Origin of the sequence: Burkholderia glumae LMG 2196 = ATCC 33617 (genome assembly GCF_000960995.1) — a bacterium.
GTDB lineage: Bacteria > Pseudomonadota > Gammaproteobacteria > Burkholderiales > Burkholderiaceae > Burkholderia > Burkholderia glumae.
In genome coordinates this window covers 1,103,160-1,124,341 of the sequence record NZ_CP009434.1, presented here as the reverse complement: position 1 = coordinate 1,124,341, position 21,182 = coordinate 1,103,160, and the positions used below count along the sequence as shown (strand labels likewise).

At 69.0% G+C, this 21,182-nt stretch carries 24 protein-coding genes; 9 read left to right on the top strand and 15 right to left on the bottom strand.

Annotation, left to right across the window (positions count from 1 at the left end):
- The first annotated feature begins 189 nt into the window (after positions 1-189).
- Entirely contained in the window at positions 190-1,764 is a 1,575-nt protein-coding gene (locus KS03_RS06125; RefSeq protein ID WP_015877677.1) for a mannose-1-phosphate guanylyltransferase/mannose-6-phosphate isomerase, read from the top strand.
- A gap of 283 nt (positions 1,765-2,047) precedes the next feature.
- Here KS03_RS06125 and KS03_RS06120 read toward each other — a convergent pair whose 3' ends face one another.
- Complete coding sequence (locus tag KS03_RS06120; RefSeq protein ID WP_015877678.1) at positions 2,048-3,118, bottom strand: transposase; 1,071 nt, start codon at positions 3,116-3,118, stop codon at positions 2,048-2,050.
- Between the two features lie 1,107 nt (positions 3,119-4,225).
- On the opposite strand from KS03_RS06120, the gene KS03_RS06110 reads away from it, so the two are divergent.
- The 4 genes from KS03_RS06110 to KS03_RS06095 all read left to right on the top strand — a co-directional run bounded on the left by KS03_RS06110 (position 4,226) and on the right by KS03_RS06095 (position 7,112).
- Positions 4,226-4,513 carry a hypothetical protein gene (locus tag KS03_RS06110; protein WP_017432809.1) on the top strand — a complete coding sequence of 96 codons (288 nt, stop codon included), beginning with the start codon at positions 4,226-4,228 and terminating at the stop codon, positions 4,511-4,513.
- A 332-nt stretch (positions 4,514-4,845) separates the two neighbouring features.
- A complete protein-coding gene (locus KS03_RS06105; RefSeq protein WP_015877679.1) occupies positions 4,846-5,229 on the top strand; it encodes an ElaB/YgaM/YqjD family protein in 384 nt (127 codons plus the stop codon).
- Positions 5,230-5,282: 53 nt separating this feature from the next.
- A complete protein-coding gene (locus KS03_RS06100; RefSeq protein ID WP_015877680.1) occupies positions 5,283-5,870 on the top strand; it encodes a BPSL1445 family SYLF domain-containing lipoprotein in 588 nt (195 codons plus the stop codon).
- Between the two features lie 186 nt (positions 5,871-6,056).
- Positions 6,057-7,112 (top strand): AI-2E family transporter, encoded by a 1,056-nt coding sequence (locus KS03_RS06095; RefSeq protein WP_026051775.1) that lies wholly within the window; start codon positions 6,057-6,059, stop codon positions 7,110-7,112.
- Positions 7,113-7,238: 126 nt separating this feature from the next.
- Here the strand turns inward: KS03_RS06095 and KS03_RS06090 are convergent, their stop codons facing one another.
- The 14 genes from KS03_RS06090 to KS03_RS06025 form a co-directional block, all read right to left on the bottom strand.
- Positions 7,239-7,661 (bottom strand): hypothetical protein, encoded by a 423-nt coding sequence (locus tag KS03_RS06090; RefSeq protein ID WP_015877682.1) that lies wholly within the window; start codon positions 7,659-7,661, stop codon positions 7,239-7,241.
- Between the two features lie 233 nt (positions 7,662-7,894).
- On the bottom strand, positions 7,895-9,931 hold the full coding sequence (locus tag KS03_RS06085) for a TonB-dependent receptor (protein ID WP_015877683.1): 2,037 nt from the start codon (positions 9,929-9,931) through the stop codon (positions 7,895-7,897).
- A 781-nt stretch (positions 9,932-10,712) separates the two neighbouring features.
- Positions 10,713-12,344 carry a helix-turn-helix domain-containing protein gene (locus KS03_RS06080; protein ID WP_015877684.1) on the bottom strand — a complete coding sequence of 544 codons (1,632 nt, stop codon included), beginning with the start codon at positions 12,342-12,344 and terminating at the stop codon, positions 10,713-10,715.
- Positions 12,345-12,780: 436 nt separating this feature from the next.
- Positions 12,781-13,134: a hypothetical protein gene (locus KS03_RS06075; RefSeq protein ID WP_035979740.1), complete on the bottom strand. Its 354-nt coding sequence runs from the start codon at positions 13,132-13,134 to the stop codon at positions 12,781-12,783.
- 197 nt (positions 13,135-13,331) lie between these two features.
- Positions 13,332-14,528: a hypothetical protein gene (locus KS03_RS06070; RefSeq protein ID WP_015877685.1), complete on the bottom strand. Its 1,197-nt coding sequence runs from the start codon at positions 14,526-14,528 to the stop codon at positions 13,332-13,334.
- Between the two features lie 20 nt (positions 14,529-14,548).
- Entirely contained in the window at positions 14,549-14,896 is a 348-nt protein-coding gene (locus KS03_RS06065; protein ID WP_015877686.1) for a hypothetical protein, read from the bottom strand.
- Between the two features lie 131 nt (positions 14,897-15,027).
- A complete protein-coding gene (locus KS03_RS06060) occupies positions 15,028-15,648 on the bottom strand; it encodes a RebB family R body protein (RefSeq protein WP_017423224.1) in 621 nt (206 codons plus the stop codon).
- 29 nt (positions 15,649-15,677) lie between these two features.
- Positions 15,678-15,887, bottom strand: coding sequence for a RebB family R body protein (locus KS03_RS06055; RefSeq protein ID WP_015877688.1), 210 nt, complete (start codon positions 15,885-15,887; stop codon positions 15,678-15,680).
- Between the two features lie 67 nt (positions 15,888-15,954).
- Positions 15,955-16,227: a RebB family R body protein gene (locus tag KS03_RS06050; RefSeq protein ID WP_015877689.1), complete on the bottom strand. Its 273-nt coding sequence runs from the start codon at positions 16,225-16,227 to the stop codon at positions 15,955-15,957.
- A gap of 37 nt (positions 16,228-16,264) precedes the next feature.
- Positions 16,265-16,537 (bottom strand): RebB family R body protein, encoded by a 273-nt coding sequence (locus KS03_RS06045; protein ID WP_015877690.1) that lies wholly within the window; start codon positions 16,535-16,537, stop codon positions 16,265-16,267.
- A 28-nt stretch (positions 16,538-16,565) separates the two neighbouring features.
- Positions 16,566-16,835 carry a RebB family R body protein gene (locus KS03_RS06040; RefSeq protein ID WP_015877691.1) on the bottom strand — a complete coding sequence of 90 codons (270 nt, stop codon included), beginning with the start codon at positions 16,833-16,835 and terminating at the stop codon, positions 16,566-16,568.
- 46 nt (positions 16,836-16,881) lie between these two features.
- Positions 16,882-17,151 carry a RebB family R body protein gene (locus KS03_RS06035; RefSeq protein WP_015877692.1) on the bottom strand — a complete coding sequence of 90 codons (270 nt, stop codon included), beginning with the start codon at positions 17,149-17,151 and terminating at the stop codon, positions 16,882-16,884.
- A gap of 43 nt (positions 17,152-17,194) precedes the next feature.
- Entirely contained in the window at positions 17,195-17,464 is a 270-nt protein-coding gene (locus tag KS03_RS06030; RefSeq protein ID WP_015877693.1) for a RebB family R body protein, read from the bottom strand.
- Between the two features lie 46 nt (positions 17,465-17,510).
- Complete coding sequence (locus KS03_RS06025) at positions 17,511-17,798, bottom strand: RebB family R body protein (protein ID WP_015877694.1); 288 nt, start codon at positions 17,796-17,798, stop codon at positions 17,511-17,513.
- 502 nt (positions 17,799-18,300) lie between these two features.
- On the opposite strand from KS03_RS06025, the gene KS03_RS06020 reads away from it, so the two are divergent.
- The 4 genes from KS03_RS06020 (at position 18,301) to KS03_RS06005 (ending at position 21,131) form a co-directional block, all read left to right on the top strand.
- Positions 18,301-18,741 (top strand): hypothetical protein, encoded by a 441-nt coding sequence (locus KS03_RS06020; protein WP_017433031.1) that lies wholly within the window; start codon positions 18,301-18,303, stop codon positions 18,739-18,741.
- A gap of 22 nt (positions 18,742-18,763) precedes the next feature.
- Positions 18,764-19,081, top strand: coding sequence for a hypothetical protein (locus tag KS03_RS06015; protein ID WP_017433030.1), 318 nt, complete (start codon positions 18,764-18,766; stop codon positions 19,079-19,081).
- Between the two features lie 100 nt (positions 19,082-19,181).
- Entirely contained in the window at positions 19,182-19,880 is a 699-nt protein-coding gene (locus KS03_RS06010; RefSeq protein ID WP_015877695.1) for a glycoside hydrolase domain-containing protein, read from the top strand.
- Positions 19,881-19,970: 90 nt separating this feature from the next.
- A complete protein-coding gene (locus KS03_RS06005; RefSeq protein WP_015877696.1) occupies positions 19,971-21,131 on the top strand; it encodes an epoxide hydrolase family protein in 1,161 nt (386 codons plus the stop codon).
- The last annotated feature ends 51 nt before the right edge of the window (positions 21,132-21,182 follow it).

The following is a 21,182-nucleotide window of genomic DNA, read 5'->3' as shown; positions in this document are numbered from 1 at the left end:
AATGAATAGCTATGAATCGTGTCCTATTTTTTACATTTTTTCACCAATCGAATTTTGATGTTTCGAGCCGCGTCCTACTTTATTTTTCACGGCCGCACTTCGATGCTGCAGTGCAGAAAATCGATTTTTCTCACCATTAATGACGTGATAAAAACCTGAGGACCGATCCACGTTTTCGAGGAGTACACGATGAATCCTCCCTCCGTCGTCGGCCGCGCGCCGACCGCCGCCGCGCCGGCCGCGGCTCCCGCCCGCGCCGCCGCTGCCGCTGGCGGCGCGACCCAGGGCGCCGCGACGGCCGCCCGCGTGGCCGTGCAGCCCGTGGTGCTGGCGGGCGGCTCCGGCACGCGGCTCTGGCCGATGTCGCGTGAACAGTTCCCGAAACAGCTGATCGGCCTGCTTGGCGACGAATCGCTGCTGCAGTCGACCACGCGCCGCCTCGACGGCTACGCGGGCGATCATCCGGTCTCCGAACGACTGATGGTGGTGTGCGGCGACGATCACCGCTTCACGACCGCCGAGCAACTGCGCCTGGCCGGCAAGGACGCGTCGATCGTGCTCGAGCCGTTCGGCCGCGACACCGCGCCGGCGCTGACGATCGCGGCGCTGCGCATCGCCGCCCAGGCCGGCGATGCGGTGATGACGGTGATGCCGGCCGATCACGCGCTGGCCGATCTGGCGCGCTTCCAGGCTGCGCTCGAGGCCGGCATCCGCCACGCGATGCAAGGCCGGATCGCCACCATGGGCATCCTGCCGACGCACGCCGAAACCGGCTACGGCTACATCCGCGTGGGCCGCCCGATCGACGCCGGCGGCGAGGGCACCCTGGAAGTGCGCAAGCTCGCGGGCTTCGTCGAGAAGCCGCACCTGGAGCTCGCGCAGCAATACGTGAGCGCCGGCGACTACTGGTGGAACAGCGGCATCTTCATCGTGCGCGCCTCGGTCTGGCTCAAGGCGATCCGCCACTTCCAGCCCGCCATCCACGCGGCCTGCGAGCAGGCGGTGGCGCTCGGCCACGACGACGGCACGTTCTTCCGCCTGCACCGCGAGAGCTTTGCCGCCTCGCCGGCGAACTCGATCGACTATTCGGTGATGGAGCCGCTCGTCAACGCGCCGGAGGTCTGCGAAAGCGTGGTGGTGCCGCTGGACGCCGGCTGGTCGGACGTCGGCTCGTGGGACGCGCTGTGGCAGATCTCCGAGAAGGACGAAAGCGGCAACGTGGCGCGCGGGGCGGTGATGCTGGAAGGCGCGGCCTCCACCTTCGCGCACTCCGAGGGCCGGCTGATCGCCTGCGTCGGCACCCGCGACCTGGTCGTGGTGGAAACGCCCGACGCGGTGCTGGTGGCCGACCGGGCGCACGTGCAGGACGTCAAGAAGATCGTCGGCCGCCTGAAGGGCGCGGCGCGCGCGGAGGCGTCGAATCATCGGAAGGTGCATCGCCCGTGGGGCCACTATGATTCGGTCGACATGGGCGAGCGCTTCCAGGTCAAGCGGATCGTCGTGAAGCCGGGCGCGCAGCTCTCGCTGCAGATGCATCACCACCGCGCCGAGCACTGGATCGTGGTGTGCGGCACGGCGCGCATCACGCGCGGCGAGGACACGTTCCTGCTGTCCGAGAACGAATCGACCTACATTCCGCTCGGCGTCACGCACCGGCTCGAAAATCCGGGCAAGATGCCGCTGGAGCTGATCGAAGTGCAGTCGGGAGCATATCTCGGCGAGGACGACATCGTCCGCTTCGACGACACCTACGGCCGCGGCTGACCGTTCCCGGCAGCGGCTGCCGCCCCCTGCTTGCCCGCGGTTCCCTCGCACCGCCGCCCGCCCGGTCTTCCGGGCGGGCGGCGGCTCGTCATGGCGCGGCGCCGCCGCGCGCGGTACGCCGGCGAACCTGGGGCCCGCGCACCGTGCTGACTGTCAGGCCGGCGGCGCCTGCCAGAGGTGCATCGCTCGGGAAAAAATCAAAAAAAGCGCCGGCGGCCCGAAGGCGCCGGCGCCGAGGCCGGGTGAAACGACCCTGCATCCGTGAACGGTCTCGTCAGGCTTCCTAACCGACCTGATAGGCGAATTCGCGATGCGCAAGCTCGTGCGCACGCGCCGCGCCATCGGCCAGGTCGAGGCGGCGCTCGCCGCTCAGGTGCCGTGCCACCTGGCGATCGGCCGCCATCGACGGCAGCGTCGCGAGCACCGCGCTGGCCGGACGCATCACGCGCATCTGCGGCGGCAGCGCCTGCGCCACGGCTGCGGCCGACGCCTCGTCGTGGGCCTCGGCCTCGGCCGCCAGGTGCTGGTCGACCCACTCGCGCCCCCAGGCGATCGCGTGACGCTCGGCCGCCTCCGGGTCCGAGAAGCGCGGGCCGATCAGTCCCGAACGCTCGATGCGGCGGCCGCCGCAGGCGATCTCGGCCCAGGCGCGGTACATCATGTTCTGCACCGGCTGTGCGGTGCCGTACAGCGTGTAGCCGCGGTACGACTCCGATTGCGGCGCGACGGTGGCGAAGCGGACCGACATGGGCCGCACGTGATCGGCGAGATCGGCCTGGGCGTCGATCTCGCCCCCGCTCGCTGCCGCCAGCGCCCGGGCGGCGTGGGCCTGGCCCGCGACGGCCTGCACCATCGGCACGGCCTCGGCCACCGACGGCGTGTCGTGAACCACGCGGCGCCCCGCACCGCCGCCGTCGTCCACGTCGTCCGCGTCGTGCCAGTCGGCGGCGTCGGCCACCGGCAGGCGCCACGACTCGGGGTTCTGCCAGAACACGCCGCGCAGCCGGTCATGGTTCGCGGCCGGCTCGGGGCACGGGGCCGGCGCGGCCAGTTCGGGCGGCGGCGGCACATAGGCGAAGCTGCGGCCGCTCATCTCGCTGAGCATCGCCACCATCTCGCCGAGCGTGCCGCTGGCGAGCCACTCCTCGAAACGGCGGCGGCAGGTGGGCCCAGACGGATAGCGGCCGGGCAGCTTGGACCAGGGCTCGCCGGTGGTCAGAATCCAGAGTATCGCGTTCGCCACCACGCGCGTTTCCGCGCGCGGGCGACCACGACGGTTAAGCCGGATGGGCTCGTCCGCGATCAGTGTCGACACGCGTGTCCATTCTTCATCGCTCAGCTCATCGAAGAACATAGATATCTCCACAACGCAGCCAGGCCGGGGCTGCGATCGGGGCGACGTGATCGGGCATGTGGGATGCGCGATCACGGCCAGGTTGCACATTGGACGAATACCGGTGTGCCGCGTCGAGGCATCGCGCACTGAAGCAGTGCCGCGATTCACGACGCCGATGCACGAATCCGCTTTTCCGAGAGATGCGGAATTTAATGTGCATGAAGCATACCACCATCAGGGTTTATCTCAATATGGCAATCTCGTATTGTTACCCACTGAAACAAGAGATCCTCGCGGCTCCTTGCGAGTAATCAAGCGGTGCTCAAAACGTTTGCAAAAAAATAGCGAAAAGCCTTACTGGTAAAGGATTTTCGCCGTGTCACATTTGCTTACCAATTGTTGCAGACGGCACTAAACGCGATTTGCAGGAATCATTTTCCGATTGACGAGAGAAATCGGTAAATTATCCAAAAAATTCCATAAAGAATATTGAAGTGAATTGCGATTCATGCAACCGGTTGCGGCCGCCGGCGGCGCAGACGGGGCAGGCGCCTGACGCGCTGTGGCGCGCTGCGGGACAGCGGGCGCGCCTGGCCTTCGCACCGATCACGGCAGGCACCCAACAAGGACCTGGGCCGATCTCGCCCACCTCGACCGCGTACCTCGCGACGGCCGGGCACGTCTTCGATGTCGTCGCCGCCTTGCCGGCGGCGACGACATCGAGCACGCCGGCGACGCCGATCCCGTCCCTGCCCTGCCGGCCAACGGCCGCCTCCATGACACTTGCCTCGCCGCTGCGGATCGCCACGCCGCGCGACCGCGTCTCATCGCTGAAACGCCGCCCGCGTTCGTATCGCGTGCAGCCTTCGTTCTGCCTTGCGCGCGCTGGCCGGCGGCTTCGGCAATCGGAAGCCTGCAAGCCTGGAAGCCACGGCATTCTCCGCTGAGCCAAGCACGATGACGGGGGCCACGAGCGTTCGCCACACCCTGGCCGGATGACCTGCGCGGCATCTCGTCATTTGCTTCGTTCACCATGCCGATACGGTCTCGTGAACCGTTCCACCGTTTCCATGCCGGCCCAATGAAGCAGGCATTGCACGTTTCGTATCGATCTGCCGGCTTGCCATGACGTCGGCGTTCGGCGTCGCGCTGCCATCGACGCCGCTTGCGGCGGCGATCGCCGATATCCGGCAGCGCGTTCGGCGCGCCCGCCGCAGCAGGCATCGCCGCCTCGCACGCGCGGCCTTCCCCACCGCGCGCTGCGCCGAGCCAGCGCCGCAGCGGACTCGCCACGACGGAAAAAACTACAAGCCCGCCCCTGCGATCGTGCAAAAAAGCACCGTCGGCGCGACGCACCGCGTCGCGCCGGCCAACCGGCCGCATCCGCCTCGCGCCGCGCGCGGCAGTACCTGACGGGCCGCGCCGCAGACGCACGCCGGCAGCGCGGCGACGCCATGCGGGGCAACGGTTCCCGGCCGATCGCAACCCTCGCGCCCGCTGTGGATCGATCGTTCCTGCCGTCCCGCAATACCCCGAAAACGGCAATTTTTGCTCAAACCATTGCTCAATCGGAAACATGTGCCGCCACGCTTCCCTGCGACGCCAAGCCCCTGTCGCGAAACGCTTTTTTTGATTCGCGTCAGAAGGTGGCATACGAATTGCGAAACTCATCGCGAAAATGCGAATCACATCGGAGCAGTTGTCGCATCATCGACCTCATATCGATCCTAAGGAGAACGACCATCATGGCATTCACGAACAGCCTCGAAGACAAGCTCGATCGCGGTCTCCACGAAGTGCGACGCGCCGGCCGTCGCGTCGCCCGCGATACGCGCCACGCCGCCCGCGACCTCAATGCCGACGTCAAGGACGATGTGCGCTCGCTGGTCGAGGAACTCGAAGACCTGCTGAAGAAGGAAGACGCCGACGTCGAGTCGCTGCGCAAGCGCCTGCACAGCCGCCTCGACGAAGTGCGCGGCACGCTCGACGACGCGGCCGACGACGCCCTCTACCGCCTGCGCGCCCACGCCGACCGCGTCTCGCAGGCCGTCCACGAGAACCCGTGGCAAGCCGCCGGCGTGGTCGCCGGGCTGGCCTTCATCGCCGGCCTGCTGCTCGCGCGGCGCTGATCCGCGGTCCCCGGCTTAGTACAAATCCCAACCTGCAACGAGGAGAAAAAACCATGCGTCAAGCATTTGTGATGAAGGCCGCGGCCGCCCTGGTAGTCGGCAGCCTCGCCCTGACCGGCTGCACCACCACGCCGCCGAACGAAAAGTCGACCGCCGCCGAGAACTCGTCGAAGCGTCAGGCGATCAACGCGAGCGTCGACGCAACGCTCTCGCGCCTGTACTCGACGGTGCCGGGCTCACGCGAGCTGGTCGCCAAGTCGCGCGGCGTGCTGGTGTTCCCGAGCGTGCTGCAGGCCGGCTTCATCGTCGGCGCCCAGACCGGCAACGGCGCCCTGCGCGTGGGCGGCAGCACGGTCGGCTACTACAACACCTCGTCGCTGTCGCTCGGCCTGCAGGCCGGCGCGCAATCGAAGGCGGTCATCTTCCTGTTCATGACGCAGGAAGCGCTCGACAAATTCCGCAGCACGGACGGCTGGTCGGCAGGCGCCGACGCGTCGGTGGCGGTCTTGAAGGTCGGCGCGAACGGCGCGATCGACTCGAATACGGTGCAGTCGCCGATCGAGGCCATCGTGCTGACCAACGCCGGCCTGATGGGCGACCTGTCGGTCAACGGCACCAAGGTCACGCGCATCAATCCGTAAGCGGACTGCGCCTCGCAACGCCGCGGCTCACGCCGCGGCGTTTTTTATTGCCCGCGCGCGGCGCGGCCCCGGCGCCGCTACCCTCGCGCCGCGGTTGCAGGCATACTCACGTCACTCCCATACCCATCGGGACGCGCGCCCGGCCTGGTGCCGGCGCGGGTTCCTCACCTGCCGTTCGGGCGCCACATGGAAAGCGCGAAAGACCATCAAAAATTCTTCCAGTTCCTGCTGACCGTCGTGACGATCGGCTTCTGCTGGATTCTGATTCCATTCTTCGGCGCGATCTTCTGGGGCACGATACTCGCCATCCTGTTCCAGCCCGTGCAGCGCTGGCTCGCGGCGCACTTCGGCAAGCGCCGCAACCTCGCCGCGCTCGTCACGCTCTCGGCGATCGTGCTGATCGTGATCCTGCCGCTGACGTTCGTGGCCGCCACGCTGGTGCAGGAAATCGCCTACGTGTACCAGCAGGTCAAGACCTCGCAGCCGAACATGACGCTCTATCTGCAGCAGGTCGTGCATGCGCTGCCGACCTCGCTGCAGCGCGTGCTGCACAGCTACGGGCTGGCCGACATCGCCGGCATCCAGAAGAAGCTGACCGACGGCGCGGCGGCGATCAGCCAGTTCGTGGCCACGCAGGCGTTCAGCATCGGCCAGAACACGTTCCAGTTCGTGGTCAGCTTCGGCGTCATGCTCTATCTGGTGTTCTTCCTGCTGCGCGACGGCGGCGAGATCGGCCGCCGTGTACGCCGCGCGCTGCCGCTCGACGAGGACCACAAGCACCTGCTGCTGAGCAAGTTCACGACGGTGGTGCGCGCCACCGTGAAGGGCAACATCGCCGTCGCGCTCGTGCAGGGCGCGCTGGGCGGCGTGATCTTCTGGATTCTCGGCATCGAGGGTGCGCTGCTGTGGGGCTCGCTGATGGCGTTCCTGTCGCTGCTGCCGGCGATCGGCGCGGGGCTCGTGTGGGCGCCGGCCGCGGTCTATTTCGCGGTGACCGGCCAGATCTGGAAATGCGTGATCCTGGTCGTGTTCTGCGTCGGCGTGATCGGCCTCGTCGACAACCTGCTGCGCCCGATCCTGGTCGGCAAGGACACCAAGATGCCGGACTGGGTCGTGCTGATCTCGACGCTCGGCGGCATGGCGCTGTTCGGCATCAACGGCTTCGTGATCGGGCCGCTGGTGGCCGCGCTGTTCATGGCGAGCTGGGATATCTTCGCGCGCGCCGATCAGGCCGGCGGCTGACGGCCGGCGACCCGCCGCGGCCCTCGCCGTGGCGCCTGCGCGGCCGTGCGCACGGCCTGTCGAACGAACGGCCCGCCGCACCCGCCACGCGCGAAGGCGCGACAGGCGGCCGGCCGTCCGGGCGCATTATTCGAACCGGAAGCGCATGTCCTTCACCAGCGCCTGCTGGCCCCAGACGAACGAGCAGACGCGCCCCGTCTCCACGCTGACCGCGGCGCTGCCAGCGCCCTGCAATTCGACGAGCGGACGGCAGCCGCCCGTGATCGCCACGCTGTGCATGCCCTGCTTCGACAGCGGAAACTCGTTCGAATCGTCCTCGGGCACGGTGTGCGTGAGCGAGACGTTCTCGACGTAGTCGTCGGGCAGCATGAAGACGGGCGCGTCGTCCACCCAGAGCGTGTAGTAGTCGTGCTTGAACGGCGTCTGCTCGATGCAGAGCTTCGAGGTGTGGCTGCCCTGCGTCTGCGTCTGGCAGAGCGGCGCGGCCAGGCTCGCGCCGGCCACGCCCAGCAGCACGGCGCTCAGGCAGGTACCCAGGCAGGCGCGCATCGCGCGTCGTCCCGTCGTGCTTCGTCTCGTCATATCGATCCCGGAAGATAAGGCGGAGGAACAGTGATCCGGCATGGCCGCCGGTGCGCTCGCGAGCCGAGGCGCCGTGGGCGGTTGCTTGCCGTGATCGGCTTTCTGCGCGTGCCATCTTACCGAACTTGCGGCGCCGTGCCGGCACGACCTGCGCGGCGCCGCGCGAATCCCCGCCAGCGGGCCAGCCGCCCGCGGTCGCGTCAGAACGTGGTGCGCAGGCCCGCCATCACGCTGCGCCCGCCTTCCGGCGCGAAATCGCGCACCACCGAACTGGCGAGCCGGATGTCCTGATTGCCGAGGTTGTCGCCGCGCAGGTAGGCGAGCCAGCGCGTGGCGCCGACGTGGAAGCGGTAGGTCAGCACCACGCCGAGCGAGGTGTAGCCGCTGGTGGCCAGATCGTTCTCGGGCACGCGGTGCTGTGACCAGGCGTGCGTGAGCTGCGCGCGCGCACCGAACGGGCCATAGCCGTAGTCGGCCGCGAGCGTCGCGCGCAGCGGCGAGATGCGCGGCAGCGGCTCGCCCGTCTCGGCATTGCGCGCATGCGTGTAGTCACCGGCCAGCTCGAGATCGAGCGTGTGGGCGCCCTTTTCGAACACGCGCCACTTGCCGCTCGATTCGAAGCCATAGAACTCGGCGCGCACGCCGCGGTAGACGGCTTCATCGAGCGCGTCGCCGGTGCCCGGCGCGACCGGCTCGCCCTCGTCGTCGACGAGCCGGCCGGTGTCGAATTCGGTCAGGTAGTTCGAAAAGCGCGTATAGAACACGCCGATGCTGCCCTTGTTCGGCCCGCTCGCGTAGCGCAGCGAGAGATCGGTGGAGACGGCCTTTTCTTTGCGCGCCGACGAATTGCCGATCAGGTACTGGCCGGTCGCGTCGTGCGGGCCGTTCGCGTAGAGCTCGTAGAAGGTGGGCGCGCGTTCGGTGTACGACACGCTGCCCGCCACCGACCAGAGCGGAGCGAGCTTGTAGAGCGCGCCGAACGATGCGCTGCCGGCGGTGAAGCCGCGCGCTTCGGCACCGGCGAAGCGCGCGTTGCCGCCCGGCGTCGGATCGATTTTCACGTGCTCGAGGCGGCCGCCCAGGCTCAGCTTCAGCGCCTGCGTGGCCTGCCACTGCTCGAGGCCGAACAGCGCGACATTGGTGGTCTGCGTGGTGGGCACGAGTGCCTCGTCGCCGAGCGCCGAGAACGTGTTCTGCGAGGCCTGCACGCCGAACGCGCCCTCGAACGGCCCGACTTTGCGATGGCGCGCCTCGGCACGGAACTCGTAGCCGTGATTGCGGAACGTGGTGGCGGTCTGGCCGTCATCGATTTCCTTGTGCTGGTAGTCGCTGTAGCCGAAGTCGAATCTCAGCCGCGAGATCGGCCCGGCAAGGTTGCGGATCTCGGACGACGCGGCCAGCCGCTGCTGGCGCATGCGCAGGCGCACATCGCTCTCGGCCACCGAGCCATAGTTCGACTCGAAGCCGCTGTACGACAGGCCCGCATAGCCGTCCGCCCAGGTGTACGAGCCACCCGCCGCGCCGCCGTGCGAGCGGCCGTCGCTGTTCGGCAGGCTGCCCGAGGGCTGCGCGACGTCGGGGCCGTCGAGCGCGCGCAGCCGAGCCGAGCGCGCGAAGCCGGGAATCCGCAGCTTGCCGGCCTCGTCGTCGAACGCGTCGACATGGAACGCGAAGCGGCCGTTGCCGCCTTCCACCAGCGCCGCGCCCGCCCGAGCGTCGTTCGCACCGCCGTAGCTGGCATCGGCGGCACCCGACACGCCCGTCAGCGCTTCGCGCGGAATCCGGTTGTCGATGGTGTTGACCACGCCGCCGATCGCGTTGCCGCCGTAGAGCAGCGCGGCCGGCCCGCGCACGATCTCGACGCGCTCGATCGACAGCGGATTCTGCGGCACCGCGTGGTCGTAGGACAGCGACGAGGCATCGTAGGACGCGACGCCGTTCTGCAACAGCCGGATCCGGTCGCCGTCCATGCCGCGGATGATCGGGCGCCCCACCATCGGCCCGTAGGTCGTGGTGGACACGCCGGGCAGGCCGTCGAGCGTCGCGCCGAGCGAATTCGCGCGGCGCTGCGCGAGCGCGTCGCCGCCGATCGAGGCGGTAGGCGAAATCAGTTCGGTGTCGCCGGTCGGATTCGCGGTCACGAAGACCGGCGCGAGCGTGGGCGTGGGCGTGACGATGGCCGGCGCGGCCGCGGATCCGGCGGCCGATTGCGCATGGGCGAGGCTGGCCAAGAACATCAGCGTCAGCGGCGGCAGCCCGCGCGCGGCGCGGCAAGGCGGCAGGCAGGACCGGCTCCGGGGCGAAACCCGCGAGGCGGAGCGGGGCGAAAGGCGGGATGGCAAACGAGCGGAGTCGCGCATGGTGATCGAGCGTTGTCGTGAAGGAGCCTCCGCGCGCATGCCGGCGATTTCGACACGATATAACGTATCATTTTAAACGCGCGACGGGCCCTCGATTGAAAGAGTCCCGCCGCGCGAGCGCCGGCCGGCTTACGGGGGGAAGAAAAGTACCAGATCGATATGTTATATCATTTCGAAATCGCGCAGTACCCTGCCGAAAGAACGAGGCGATCCAATCGAAAGGCAGCAGCGGCAAGTTTCGGTGAGATGCCGAAATATCGTCGAAGCCGGGGCGGCGAACCGGCGCGGACGGCCACGGCACCTGCGGCGGTGCCCGAGCCGGGCGCGGCGGCGTTCGGGCGCTGCCGCCGGCCGGCGGCGCGCCCTCGTTTCGGAAAGACTTCGTAAGTCTTCCTAATCGCGCTTAACTGCCGGAAATTGACTCGCGGGCGCAGGGGCAGAAGAATGGGACCCGTCTCGCGATCATCCTCCCGGCCACCCCGGCACCCGGTGATCTGAGGCGGCCAGACCCCAGTCATCCCCCCCTCTTGACTGGACAATTATCGCCACGGAGCAATCCGTGGCTTTTTTTTGCCTCGGCGGCAACCGGGCACGCGCCCGCCGGCAGCGGCGGACCGGCCGTGCGCCGCAGCACGGGGCCGGCCGGGCGCGCGCCTCGTCACGGCGCGAATCGCATCCGGTATTCCCTCGGGCTGCAGCCGGTGATCCGCTTGAAGCAGCGCTCGAAGTGGCTGAGATCGGCGAAGCCGAGCCGGATCGCGACGTCGGACACGCGCACCATGCGCGATTCGCAGAGCAGGTCGCGCGCGCGCTGCACGCGCATGTGCTGGAGCAGGGTCTTGAAGTTGACGCCGAGATGCCGCCGGAACAGCGCCGTGAGGTGCGAGGCGCTGGTGCACGCAGCGGAGGCGAGATCGGGCTGGGTCAGCGGATCGCAGTAGTGCGCCGCGAGATGGCGCAGCGCGCGCACCAGCGCCCGCGGCAGCATCGCCTCCACCTCGCCGCCCGCGCCATGCTCGGCCTGCAGCACGTACTGCGCCCAGGAGGCGGCGCTGCGTGGCAGCGCTCGCGCGTCGGCGCGCTCGCCGCTCGCGGCGTCCTCGCCGGCGGCGGCGGGCGCATCGTCCGCGGGCGCTGCCGCGTCCTGCACGGCCGGGGCCAGCAGCAAGGCGACCGGCGCCGCCGCGGGTGCGAGGTCGCTGAGCCGCACGCTGCGGTCCTGCACCGACAGCGCCAGCTGCGCGGCCAGCCGCGTCAGTTCGAGCTGGTTTTCCGGCCAGGCGCGGCGTTCGAGCGACTGCCAGGCATCGTCGTCGCAATGCAGCTCGATGTCGTGACCGACGCACTGGCAGACGTGCGAGAACAGCGCGCGCAGATCGTCGATGCGCGCGCGCAGCGGCGGCACGTGAAGCTCGACGAGACTGAGCTCGGCCATCAGCGCGCGCGGCAGCGCCGGCGCCTCCATCAGTTGCTCGGCGCGCGCGAGCCCCGACGAAACCAGATGGCAGCTCTCGCCCTTGGCGGGCGAGCTCGCCCACTGCCCGAGCCGCGACGGCAGATAGCCGGGCAGTTCGCACAACAGCGCCGGATCCATGTCCTGGATGCCGTTGATGTAGAGCGTGCCGCCCTTGGCGCGCGCGAACCATTCGGCCGGCGAGCCTTCGGGATGCGCGCCGCGGATCTCGACGAACGGCGCATCGACGCCGCAGCGGAACACGTGCAGCGCGCCCGCCACCGAGCTCGGATCGGTGCCGAACTCGCCGGCGATGTAGACCGGGAAATGGCTGCGCACGGCCACCTCGAGATGCTCGGTGAAGCGCTGGATCGCGCGGCCCGCGCCCACCCAAAGCGTCGAGCGCGCCATCGGCCCGAGGTTGGCCGCATGAAACGTGTGCCGCAGCACCACCCAGCGCAGGCGCCGCACCAGTTCGGCAACCAGTGCCGAGCTGTTCGCGTCGGCGCCCGCGCCCGGCAGCCAGAACAGCTGCAGGGTGCCGAGACGGCGCCCGGCGAAGCGCAGCACGAGCGTCTCGGCGGCGCGCTCGGCGAGCGTGCCGGCGCCGCAGGCCATGCCGCTGGCCGACCAGCACAGCGGCGGCTGGGCCGCCGAGACGGGCGTCACCCAGCTGCCCGCGCCCCCCGGCTCCACGGTCAGGATGATCTCGCTGACCGGCAGCCAGCCCTTCACGTTGGCGAGCAGCGTGGAAAGGAACGTGCCGTTGTCGCCGCCTTGCGCGACCGATTCTTGCCAGAGGGATTCCAGTTCGTCCGTGGTAGGCAAAGGCAACATCGCATTCGTCTCCGAAATGATCTGCCTTGGTCTCTCGTACTCAAGCTGCGTCTTCATCATATGGCCCCGTAACACGCTTCCTACCGATCGCGTCACGACGTTCCGGAGTGCAGAACAGTTCACGCGACGACGTCGGCATGATTCATTTGATTCCGTTCGAGCTCTCTCACATCGAACGGCAGCTCCGGCCAGACCATGCGAATGCGGGCAACCATGCCGGTCGCCCTCGCACGGCGGCAACTCCCAAGACAATCACGTCGCCGGCGCGCGCTGGTGATCGAAGTGTGACGCCCGCGCCCGCCCCGCGCGGCCGTTCGGCCGCCGGGGGCGGGCGCCGCGGCGTTGGCGCGGCGGGCAGCCCCGCGATCGCGCCAGACGCGCCGCCGCACCGGCCTCCCGCTCCGTCGCCGGCTCGTGCCGGCCGGGTGCGCGCGCCTCAGCTCCGGCGGCTCCGGCCCGTGCCCGGCGCGGGGCTCGAAGCCGCAGCCGGGCCGCCGGCGCCCGCCACCGCGTCCTGCACGCTCCGATCGCTGCCTTGGGTGGCCGCCATCGCGGCCGGCACCCCGCCCGCCGCGCCGGCCGCGGCCGATGCCAGCTTCTGCGTCACTTGCGTGAGCTGCTGCTCGGTGACCTGCATCGCCTGGGTGATCTGCTGCTGGGCGGCCTGCATCGCCTGCGCCATGGCGCTCTCGTACTGCCGGATGTTCGCCTCCACCAGCTGCTGCGCGCCGTCGAGCGCGGCCTGCGCCTGCTGGGTCGCCGCCGCGATGGCGGCATACGGATCCGGCACGGCGGCCGGCGCGGCAGCGGCCGGCGACGCGGCCGATGGAGGCGATGCAGACGGCGCCGGCGAGGCGGACGGCGGCGGCGGCGGCGGTGGCGGCGGCGGCTTCGTAGCCGGTGCCGTGGGGGCCGGCGTCGATGCCGGCGGCTTCTGACTGGCGGAACTGGTTTTGCTCATGCTGGCCTTTCGGAATAGGGAGAGAGTCATGCCGCGTACCCGAGTGCGAAATCATCGAGCGCCGCGCTCGGCGACGCAGCCGTCTGCGGCTGCGCACCGCCGCTCGTGCCGGCGCGCTTGCCGCCGGAAGCCGGCGCCGCGCCCGGCGCGCCCGACGTACCGCCGGACTGCGTGGCGGGCGACGTGTCGGCGATGAAATCGTCGAGCGAGATCACGCCGTGCCTGTCGAGGCACAGCACCGCGACCTGCGTGCCGCGGCGCAGCTCGTAGCTGCAGGTGCGACCGTCCTGCCCCATCCGCGCGGAAACGCTGGTGGCCGAGGACAGCAGGATCTGCGCCGCCGTGGTGTAGCGCCACAGCGCGGTCCGCACGTCGGGCTCGCTGCCGCCCGGATAGCCGGTGCGCTGAACCATGCGCAGCGCGCCGAGCGAGAGCCGCGAAAAGCCGAGCTGGCGCGATTGCGCGTACCAGTCGCGCACCACCTGCACGACCGTGTCGGGCGTCGGCAGGCCGCGCAGTTGCGGCCCTTCGAGGCTGCCGAACAGCTCGGGCAGCGTGGCGTGCAGCAGCGTCTGCGCCTGCGCCGCGAGGTTGCGGGCCGACAGCACCTGATGGAAGCGCATGTAGTCGACGAACTCCATCGGCGTGCGCGCCTCGGCGGCGGCAAACGCGGCCGAGGCCCGGGTCTCGGCCGGCGTATCCGGCGCCGCGTTGGCGTCGGCGCTGCGTTGGCTCGGCACGGTGCGCATCAGCTCGACCAGCGCAACGGCGTCGTCGAGCGACAGGCACTGGAACACCGGGCTGGTGTCGATGCCGAGCTGGCCCAGCCAGGTCGGCAGCGCGGCGATGTCGGCGCGGCGCACCAGCCGATGGCGCGCCAGCAGGCTCGCCAGCTGGTTTTCCAGCACCGGGTCGGGCTTGGCCGTCCCCTGCGCCTCGACGCTCGTCAGCGTCTGCAGGTCGTTGCCGCCCATGGTCATCAGCTTGGCCGGGCTCACCAGCAGCTCCGACACCGGCAGCAGGCAAAACGGATCGCCATGCAGGCCCTGCTGCACGGCGCACAGCATCTGGGTTTCGTCGGGCAGCCTGAAATGCTGCGCCGGCGACTGGATCGCCCATTGCAGCCATTGGATGCCGCCGTCGATCAGGCTCAGGCAGGAGCGCGCCGAAGCGGAAAGTCGGGAGGGCTGCTGGATTTGGCTCGCAGCGATATGCAGCGTCATGGAAACGTCTCCGTCGTCGGTCAGCCTGCGGGGAATTCTTTGAGCAGCGCCGCCGCAGTGCTGCTGATCTGGCCGAAATCGCTCGATGCGGTCGTGACGAGCGACTGCGCCTGCTGCAGCACCGTGACGTATTTCTGGTCGCCGGTGGCGAGCAGCTGCGCCATGGCCACGCCGGCCGCCGTGGTGGCGATCGTGGCGATGTTGCGCAGCGCGTCGGTGGCGTCCTGGATCGCGATGGCCGACGATTGCGCGACTGCCTGGTAGGCCTTGCCGGCGCCGCTCGTGAGCACCACCTGCGGGCTCATCGTCGCCAACTGCGACTGGTTGATCACATCGACCACTTGGGGATTCACATTCGGGGTACTCATCGATAACTCCGTAGCTTGGGCATCGCGCCGGACTGCTGCCGGATCGCGGCATCACTGCGATGACGAATTCGGCGCCGGCGCTCATGTCTCGCCATTGCCGGACGATTGTCGGTTCGGGCCCGGCCGGCTTCCTAGGACCCGGTCGAAGCCGAGGTGCTCGACGACGCCGGGGCGCCAGTCGAGGCCGACGTGCTCGGCGGCGCCGCCGCGCTCGCGGAACCCGAGCTATCGGCCGAGGCCGGCGTGCCGGACGTGCCGGACGTGCCCGACTTGCCCGACGAGGGGGAGGCGGACGCCACGCCGCCCTGCAGCTTGGTCGACAGGTTCTGCATGTCCTGCTGCGCCTGCGTGGCCGTGAGCTGCGCGAGCTGCGCCTGGGTCTGCAGCGTGGCCAGCGCGGCCTGGGCCTGGGCATTCGCCGCGGCCACCATGGCGGCGGGATCGGTTGGCGCGGGCGGCCCGGGCAGCGGCTCGACGCCCGGCGGCGGCTCGACGGCGGGCGGCGGCGGCGGCGCGAGGTCGAACGGCACGCTCAGCATCTTCGCGCAGGCCGTCGTGACGGCGGCCGCGCTCATCATGCCGGAGCCCTGCTGCCGGTTGACCGCGTTGTACATCGCGATGCCGAGCGTTTCCAGCAGCACCGCGTCCAGCATGCCGAACGCCTGTGCCGGCGCCTGCCCGGTGGCGAGCGTAACGATGCTGGCGTTGGCATCGATGATCTGACTGTTGACCGTATCAGGCACGTTGCTCATGTTCCGTTCCATTCAATGAGGTTGATCCATCACGGCGACTGCCCGCCTGCGGCCGACGCCAGTATCTTCGCGAGCACCTGCGCCAGCGCCGCTTCGCCCAGCACCTGCCCGCGCTGCTGGCTGGCGACGGCGTTGGCCATCGCCAGCGCGATGCTGTCGGCCATGGCCAGATACGTCATGCCCATGGCGGCGCAAGGCACCAGCGCGATCGGCAGCCCGTCCGGTGCGGCGCGGCTCATGATCGCGGCGGCGTCGGCCGGTGGGCGTCATGGCCGGGCCGCGCGCTCGCATGGCGCCCCGCGGACGTCAGACCAGGCCGAGGATCTTCTGCGAGACGACCCCCGTGGTGGCCGTGTCCATCCCCAGCAGCGTCGAGACGCCCTGCATGGTGCTGGTCTGCAGCGTCACGTAGGACTGGTTCTGGTTGTTGGTGGCGTTGTGCGCGGCATTCGACAGCGCCTGGCCGGTGGCGACGAACAGGTTGCCCATGGCAACCGCCGGCGCGGTGCCCACGACCTCGGTATTGGCCTCGGAAACCGAATCGGTGACCTGGCTGTTGACTGCGGTAGGAAAAGCCATCTTGATTGCTCCGTTTCAAGAGAAAGGGGGGCCGGCCTCAGGCGGCGGCGAGAACCTTCGCCGCCGCCAAGCCGCTCGCACTCGTGTCCAGCGAATACAGCAGCGAGACGCCCATGGTCGTCGCGGCCTGCGCGGTCACGTACATCTGCTGCTGCGCCATGGTCGCGTTGTGCGCGGCGTTGGCGAGCGCCTGCGCCGTGGCCTGGTAGAGATTGCCCATCGCGATGCTGGCGGCGACGCCCAGCACCTGAACGTTGGACTGCGTGACCGAATCGGTGATCTGATCGTTGACGGTGGTCGGGAAGGCCATGAGGGCGGCTCCTGGTAGGCGCTAGGCGTTAGGCGTTGAGGATCTTCGTCGTCGCCACGCCGGTGCTGGCCGTATCGATCGAATACAGCGTCGCGACGCCCATCGTGGTGGCCGTCTGCGCCGTCACGTAGCTCTGCTGCTGCGCGTTGGTGGCGTTGTGCGCGGCGTTGGCGAGCGCCTGCGCCGTGGCCTGGAACAGATTGCCCATCGCGATGGCCGGGGCGTCGCCCAGCACCTTGGTGTTGGCCTGCGTGATCGAATCGGTGATCTGGTCGTTGACGGCGGTCGGAAATGCCATGGTGTGACTCCTTTCTTCAGTGGGATGGATACGACTGCGAGACTACTCAGCTGTTGAGGATCTTCGTGGTGGCGCTGCCGTCGGCGGCCGTGTCGATCGCGTAGAGCGTGGCCACACCCATCGTGGTGGCCGCCTGCGAGGTCACGTAGCTCTGCTGCTGCGCGTTGGTGGCGTTGTGCGCGGCGTTGGCGAGCGCCTGCGCCGTGGCCTGGAACAGGTTGCCCATCGCGATGGCCGGGGCGTCGCCCAGCACCTTGGTGTTGGCCTGCGTGACCGAATCGGTGATCTGGTCGTTGACGGCGGTCGGAAATGCCATGGTGTGACTCCTTTGCGTGGAACGAGAACGACTGCGTCGCTACTCAGCTCTTGAGGATCTTCGAGGTGGCGATGCCGTCGGCGGCCGTGTCGATCGCGTAGAGCGTGGCCACGCCCATCGTGGTGGCCGCCTGCGCCGTCACGTAGCTCTGCTGCTGCGCGTTGGTGGCGTTGTGCGCGGCGTTGGCGAGTGCCTGCGCCGTGGCCTGGAACAGGTTGCCCATGGCGATCGCGGGAGCGTCGCCGAGCACCTTGGTGTTCGCCTGCGTGACCGAATCGGTGATCTGGCTGTTGACTGCGGTGGGAAAGGCCATGTGTGGTCTCCTGGATTAAGCGTTGGGTAACAAGGATCCCGGCGGATCAGCCGAGGCCCTTCACGCCGGTCTTCAGGATCTGGCTGGTGGCGATGCCGTCGGTGGCCGTGTCGATCGCGTAGAGCGTGGCCACGCCCATCGTGGTGGACGACTGCGAGGTCACGTAGCTCTGCTGCTGTGCGTTGGTGGCGTTGTGCGCGGCGTTGGCGAGCGCCTGCGCGGTGGCCTGGTAGAGATTGCCCATCGCCATCGCCGGCGCGTCGCCCAGCACCTTCGTGTTGGCTTGCGTGACCGAATCGGTGATTTGATCGTTCACGGAGGTGGGAAATGCCATTTGCAGCTCCTTGTGTAAGTCGGAATGGATTCACCGATATCGGCGAAGGAATCGACATGCGGCGGGTTTTGGTTGCGGCGATGTCTTGGGGCAAAGTCTATGAATTGAGCGCGGGCAAAGCTTGAAGAAACCAATGGATATGGCACACAGGGTATTCGCGCGCAAACGTACCACCTTCACGAAAATGCGGTTTCCGCAGCGAATGGATTCGTCGGATGTGATGATTTAGCGCGAAATTAATTGATCCGGCTCCGCAGCGGCCCCCCCCCCCGCAAGCCCCGGCAGCCAAGGCGCCGGCTCATTTTGATTGCGCTGGCACGGGCGCATTTCACCGTCGCGCGGGCCATCCGCTCGGTGCTTATTGTCAAACCCGCTTATTTCGACAGCCTTTCACGCAGCGCATTCGCGAAAAAATCCCGAGGACAATCGGTTCGTTCAAGACCTGAATATCGCCGGTCCCTAGACTGGGTCCGGTGATATGAATTTCCGAGAACGAACGACCATGAAACGGCATGCCCTCTTTTGTTTCGTGCTCTGTTGCGCGACCGGCGGCGGATGCAGTCCGATTGCCTATGACGTGCGCGCGGACCAGCAGCTCGAGACGCTGACGCGCGACATCGATTCCCGCATGATCGCCTGGCGCATCCAGGCCGAGGACGGCGCTGGCGCCATTGCCTACGATGCCGGCTTCTACGCCGCGATCGAGGCGGAACTGGCCGAGCTGCGGATCCGGATCGGCGCCGCCCCCGGCCGCTCGAACCAGGACATCGCCACGACGCTCGCCAGCCTCGGCGACCAGATCGACCGCCTGCGCCGCCTGCATCGCCGGCAGAACACGCTCGACGCGCCATTGCTCGCCGCCGAGCTGCAACTGCTGAACGCCCAGCTTGCCACCCTCACCACCTACCAGCTGGCGCTGAAGCACGGCGCGCCGGCCCGCTGACCCCTGCCAGGAGCCCCACGTCATGATCACCAACTGGAACACCATCCTCGACGACGCCACCCGGGCCGCGCGCGCCAGCCTCGCGGACGCCTGGGACGCGGTTGCCGACAGCGCGCCGCCCCACATCGCCGAATTGACGGCCGCGGCCCAATACATCGCCGAGCACGAACAGGAACTGACGGGCGACGAGGTGCAATTGCTGGCGAGCCAGTATCGGGACGCGCTGCGCAACGTGCTGCTCGCCGAACCGGCGATCGGCGCGGCCGCCGCGCACAACGCCGTGGCGGCGGTCATGCGCAGCCTCGCGAGCGTGGCCCCCGCGCTCGTGCGCCTCGTCTAGCGGCCCGGTCCGCGCACCGCTGCGCCGCTGCCGAGCTTGAACGCGCGCTGCGCCCCGAGCCCGTCATTTCGTTTTACTGATCAAACCAGTAGAGCACACGATGAATTTCCATGCGGGATTCGATACCGACCAGTTCCCGGGGCTCGCGCAGCTTCAATGGCTCAGGTCCAACACCAACCTGGAGTGGTGCGGCTACTATCTCGCCCCCGCGCCCAGCCATGCCGACCGGAGCTGGATGGGCAAGCGCGCCGCGCTGGTGGCGCAGGGCTGGGGCCTGCTGCCGATCTTTCTCGGCCAGCAGACCATCGGCCCGGGCTCGCACCATGTGTCCGGCGCACAGGGCAGCACGGACGGCCTGGCCGCCGTGCAGCTGATGCACGACGAGGGCTTTCCTGCGTGCAGCTATGTGTTCATCGACTGGGAGGACGGCAGCGCGCTCAGTGCCGGCTCGAAGGACTATCTGGCGGCGTGGGCAGCGGCCGTGAACGCCGCCGGCTACCAGCCGGGCATCTACTGCTCGCATGGCCTGGCCGGCGCGATGGCGGCGATTCTCGCCGGCGTGCAGCCGCCCTGCGACGGCCGCATCTGGGCCTGGAAGGTGGGACGAACCGATACGCACGCCTACACCTGCGCGCCCGACGGGTTTCCGTGCGCCGATCCGGCACTGTGCGGCTACGACGCCGCGATCGCCTGGCAATGCGAGCAGAACTGCGTGCTGTCGCTGCCGGGGGCGCCGAGCGAAACGATGCCGGCGGACCTGAGCACGTCGAGCCTGGCGGACCCGTCGGCGGCGGCGTAGCGCGTCCGGCCGGCAGGCCCGCATTGGGCTACCATGACTCGCCGCCCCGGCCCCCACGCCACCGCATCGTGACGAGACAGGAACCGCGCCATGACCCCGCGAGCCTTCCGGATCGACATCCCGCAAGCGCAGCTCGACGACCTGCGCCAGCGCCTGCGTGCCACGCGCCTGCCCGCCGCGCTCGATGCCGAGCGCTGGGACGACGGCGCGAGCCTCGCGTTCATGCGGCGGCTGGCCGACCACTGGCTGCACCGCTTCGACTGGCGCGCGCAGGAGGCGCGGCTGAACCGCCTGCCCCACTATCGGGCGAACCTCGACGGCCTCGACATCCATTTCGTCCACCAGCGCGGCACCGGGCCGGCGCCGCTGCCGCTGCTGCTCACGCACGGCTGGCCCGGCTCGTTCGTCGAGATGGAGCACGTGATTCCGATGCTCGCCGACCCCGCCGCGCACGGCGGCGACGCGGCCGACGCGTTCCATGTGGTGGTGCCGTCGCTGCCCGGCTTCGGCTTCTCCGCGCCGCCGGCCGGCCCCGGCATGAGCGCCTGGCGCGTCGCCGGCCTGTGGCGCACGCTGATGCAGACGCTGGGCTATGAACGCTTCGCCGCGCAGGGCGGCGACATCGGCGCGGCGGTCTCGATGTGGCTCGCGCGCCGCTTTCCCGAGCAGTTGGCCGGCCTGCATCTGCACTACGTTCCCGGCAGCTACCGGCCGCCGCTCGGCGCCGGCCTGCCGCCCGTGACGGGCGCCGAGCAGGCCTACCTCGATACCGCCGCGGCGTGGTCGGCCAGCGAAGGCGCCTACGCGGCCGAGCAAGCCACCCGGCCGCAGACGCTGGCCTATGCGATGACGGATTCGCCGCTCGGCCTCGCGGCCTGGATGGTCGAGAAATTCCGCGCCTGGAGCGACTGCGACGGCGAGCTCGAGCGCGTCTTCACGCTCGACGCGCTGCTGACCGGCATCTCGATCTACTGGTTCGGCGGCATGCTCGACGCCTCGTTTCGCATCTACAAGGAGAATCGCGCGCGTCCGCTCGCGTTCCATGCCCAGGAGCGCGTGCTCCCGCCGCTCGGCATGGCCGCGTTTCCGCGCGAACTGCCGACGCCGCCGCGCTCGTGGCTCGAACGCGTGTTCGAGGTGCGGCGCTGGACCGCGATGCCGCGCGGCGGGCACTTCGCGGCGCTGGAGCAGCCGGCGTTGCTGGTCGAGGAGATCCGCGCGTTCTTCCGGCCGCTGCGCAACGCAGGCTGACGCGCGCCGATCAGGTGCGGCAGCCGGCCCGCCGGTGGCGGCGAGCCCGCG

Excerpts from the sequence above, each read along its gene's own strand:
- KS03_RS06070 (WP_015877685.1), bottom strand. The coding sequence starts at position 14,528 with ATGACGCTGCATATCGCTGCGAGCCAAATCCAGCAGCCCTCCCGACTT.
- KS03_RS06035 (WP_015877692.1), bottom strand. The coding sequence starts at position 17,151 with ATGGCATTTCCGACCGCCGTCAACGACCAGATCACCGATTCGGTCACG.
- KS03_RS06055 (WP_015877688.1), bottom strand. The coding sequence starts at position 15,887 with ATGAGCCGCGCCGCACCGGACGGGCTGCCGATCGCGCTGGTGCCTTGC.
- KS03_RS06065 (WP_015877686.1), bottom strand. The coding sequence starts at position 14,896 with ATGAGTACCCCGAATGTGAATCCCCAAGTGGTCGATGTGATCAACCAG.
- KS03_RS06005 (WP_015877696.1), top strand. The coding sequence starts at position 19,971 with ATGACCCCGCGAGCCTTCCGGATCGACATCCCGCAAGCGCAGCTCGAC.
- KS03_RS06095 (WP_026051775.1), top strand. The coding sequence starts at position 6,057 with ATGGAAAGCGCGAAAGACCATCAAAAATTCTTCCAGTTCCTGCTGACC.
- KS03_RS06080 (WP_015877684.1), bottom strand. The coding sequence starts at position 12,344 with ATGTTGCCTTTGCCTACCACGGACGAACTGGAATCCCTCTGGCAAGAA.
- KS03_RS06040 (WP_015877691.1), bottom strand. The coding sequence starts at position 16,835 with ATGGCATTTCCGACCGCCGTCAACGACCAGATCACCGATTCGATCACG.
- KS03_RS06125 (WP_015877677.1), top strand. The coding sequence starts at position 190 with ATGAATCCTCCCTCCGTCGTCGGCCGCGCGCCGACCGCCGCCGCGCCG.
- KS03_RS06025 (WP_015877694.1), bottom strand. The coding sequence starts at position 17,798 with ATGGCATTTCCCACCTCCGTGAACGATCAAATCACCGATTCGGTCACG.
- KS03_RS06060 (WP_017423224.1), bottom strand. The coding sequence starts at position 15,648 with ATGAGCAACGTGCCTGATACGGTCAACAGTCAGATCATCGATGCCAAC.
- KS03_RS06085 (WP_015877683.1), bottom strand. The coding sequence starts at position 9,931 with ATGTTCTTGGCCAGCCTCGCCCATGCGCAATCGGCCGCCGGATCCGCG.
- KS03_RS06010 (WP_015877695.1), top strand. The coding sequence starts at position 19,182 with ATGAATTTCCATGCGGGATTCGATACCGACCAGTTCCCGGGGCTCGCG.
- KS03_RS06015 (WP_017433030.1), top strand. The coding sequence starts at position 18,764 with ATGATCACCAACTGGAACACCATCCTCGACGACGCCACCCGGGCCGCG.
- KS03_RS06090 (WP_015877682.1), bottom strand. The coding sequence starts at position 7,661 with ATGCGCGCCTGCCTGGGTACCTGCCTGAGCGCCGTGCTGCTGGGCGTG.
- KS03_RS06100 (WP_015877680.1), top strand. The coding sequence starts at position 5,283 with ATGCGTCAAGCATTTGTGATGAAGGCCGCGGCCGCCCTGGTAGTCGGC.
- KS03_RS06045 (WP_015877690.1), bottom strand. The coding sequence starts at position 16,537 with ATGGCCTTCCCGACCACCGTCAACGATCAGATCACCGATTCGGTCACG.
- KS03_RS06105 (WP_015877679.1), top strand. The coding sequence starts at position 4,846 with ATGGCATTCACGAACAGCCTCGAAGACAAGCTCGATCGCGGTCTCCAC.
- KS03_RS06020 (WP_017433031.1), top strand. The coding sequence starts at position 18,301 with ATGAAACGGCATGCCCTCTTTTGTTTCGTGCTCTGTTGCGCGACCGGC.
- KS03_RS06030 (WP_015877693.1), bottom strand. The coding sequence starts at position 17,464 with ATGGCCTTTCCCACCGCAGTCAACAGCCAGATCACCGATTCGGTCACG.
- KS03_RS06050 (WP_015877689.1), bottom strand. The coding sequence starts at position 16,227 with ATGGCTTTTCCTACCGCAGTCAACAGCCAGGTCACCGATTCGGTTTCC.
- KS03_RS06120 (WP_015877678.1), bottom strand. The coding sequence starts at position 3,118 with ATGTTCTTCGATGAGCTGAGCGATGAAGAATGGACACGCGTGTCGACA.
- KS03_RS06110 (WP_017432809.1), top strand. The coding sequence starts at position 4,226 with ATGACGTCGGCGTTCGGCGTCGCGCTGCCATCGACGCCGCTTGCGGCG.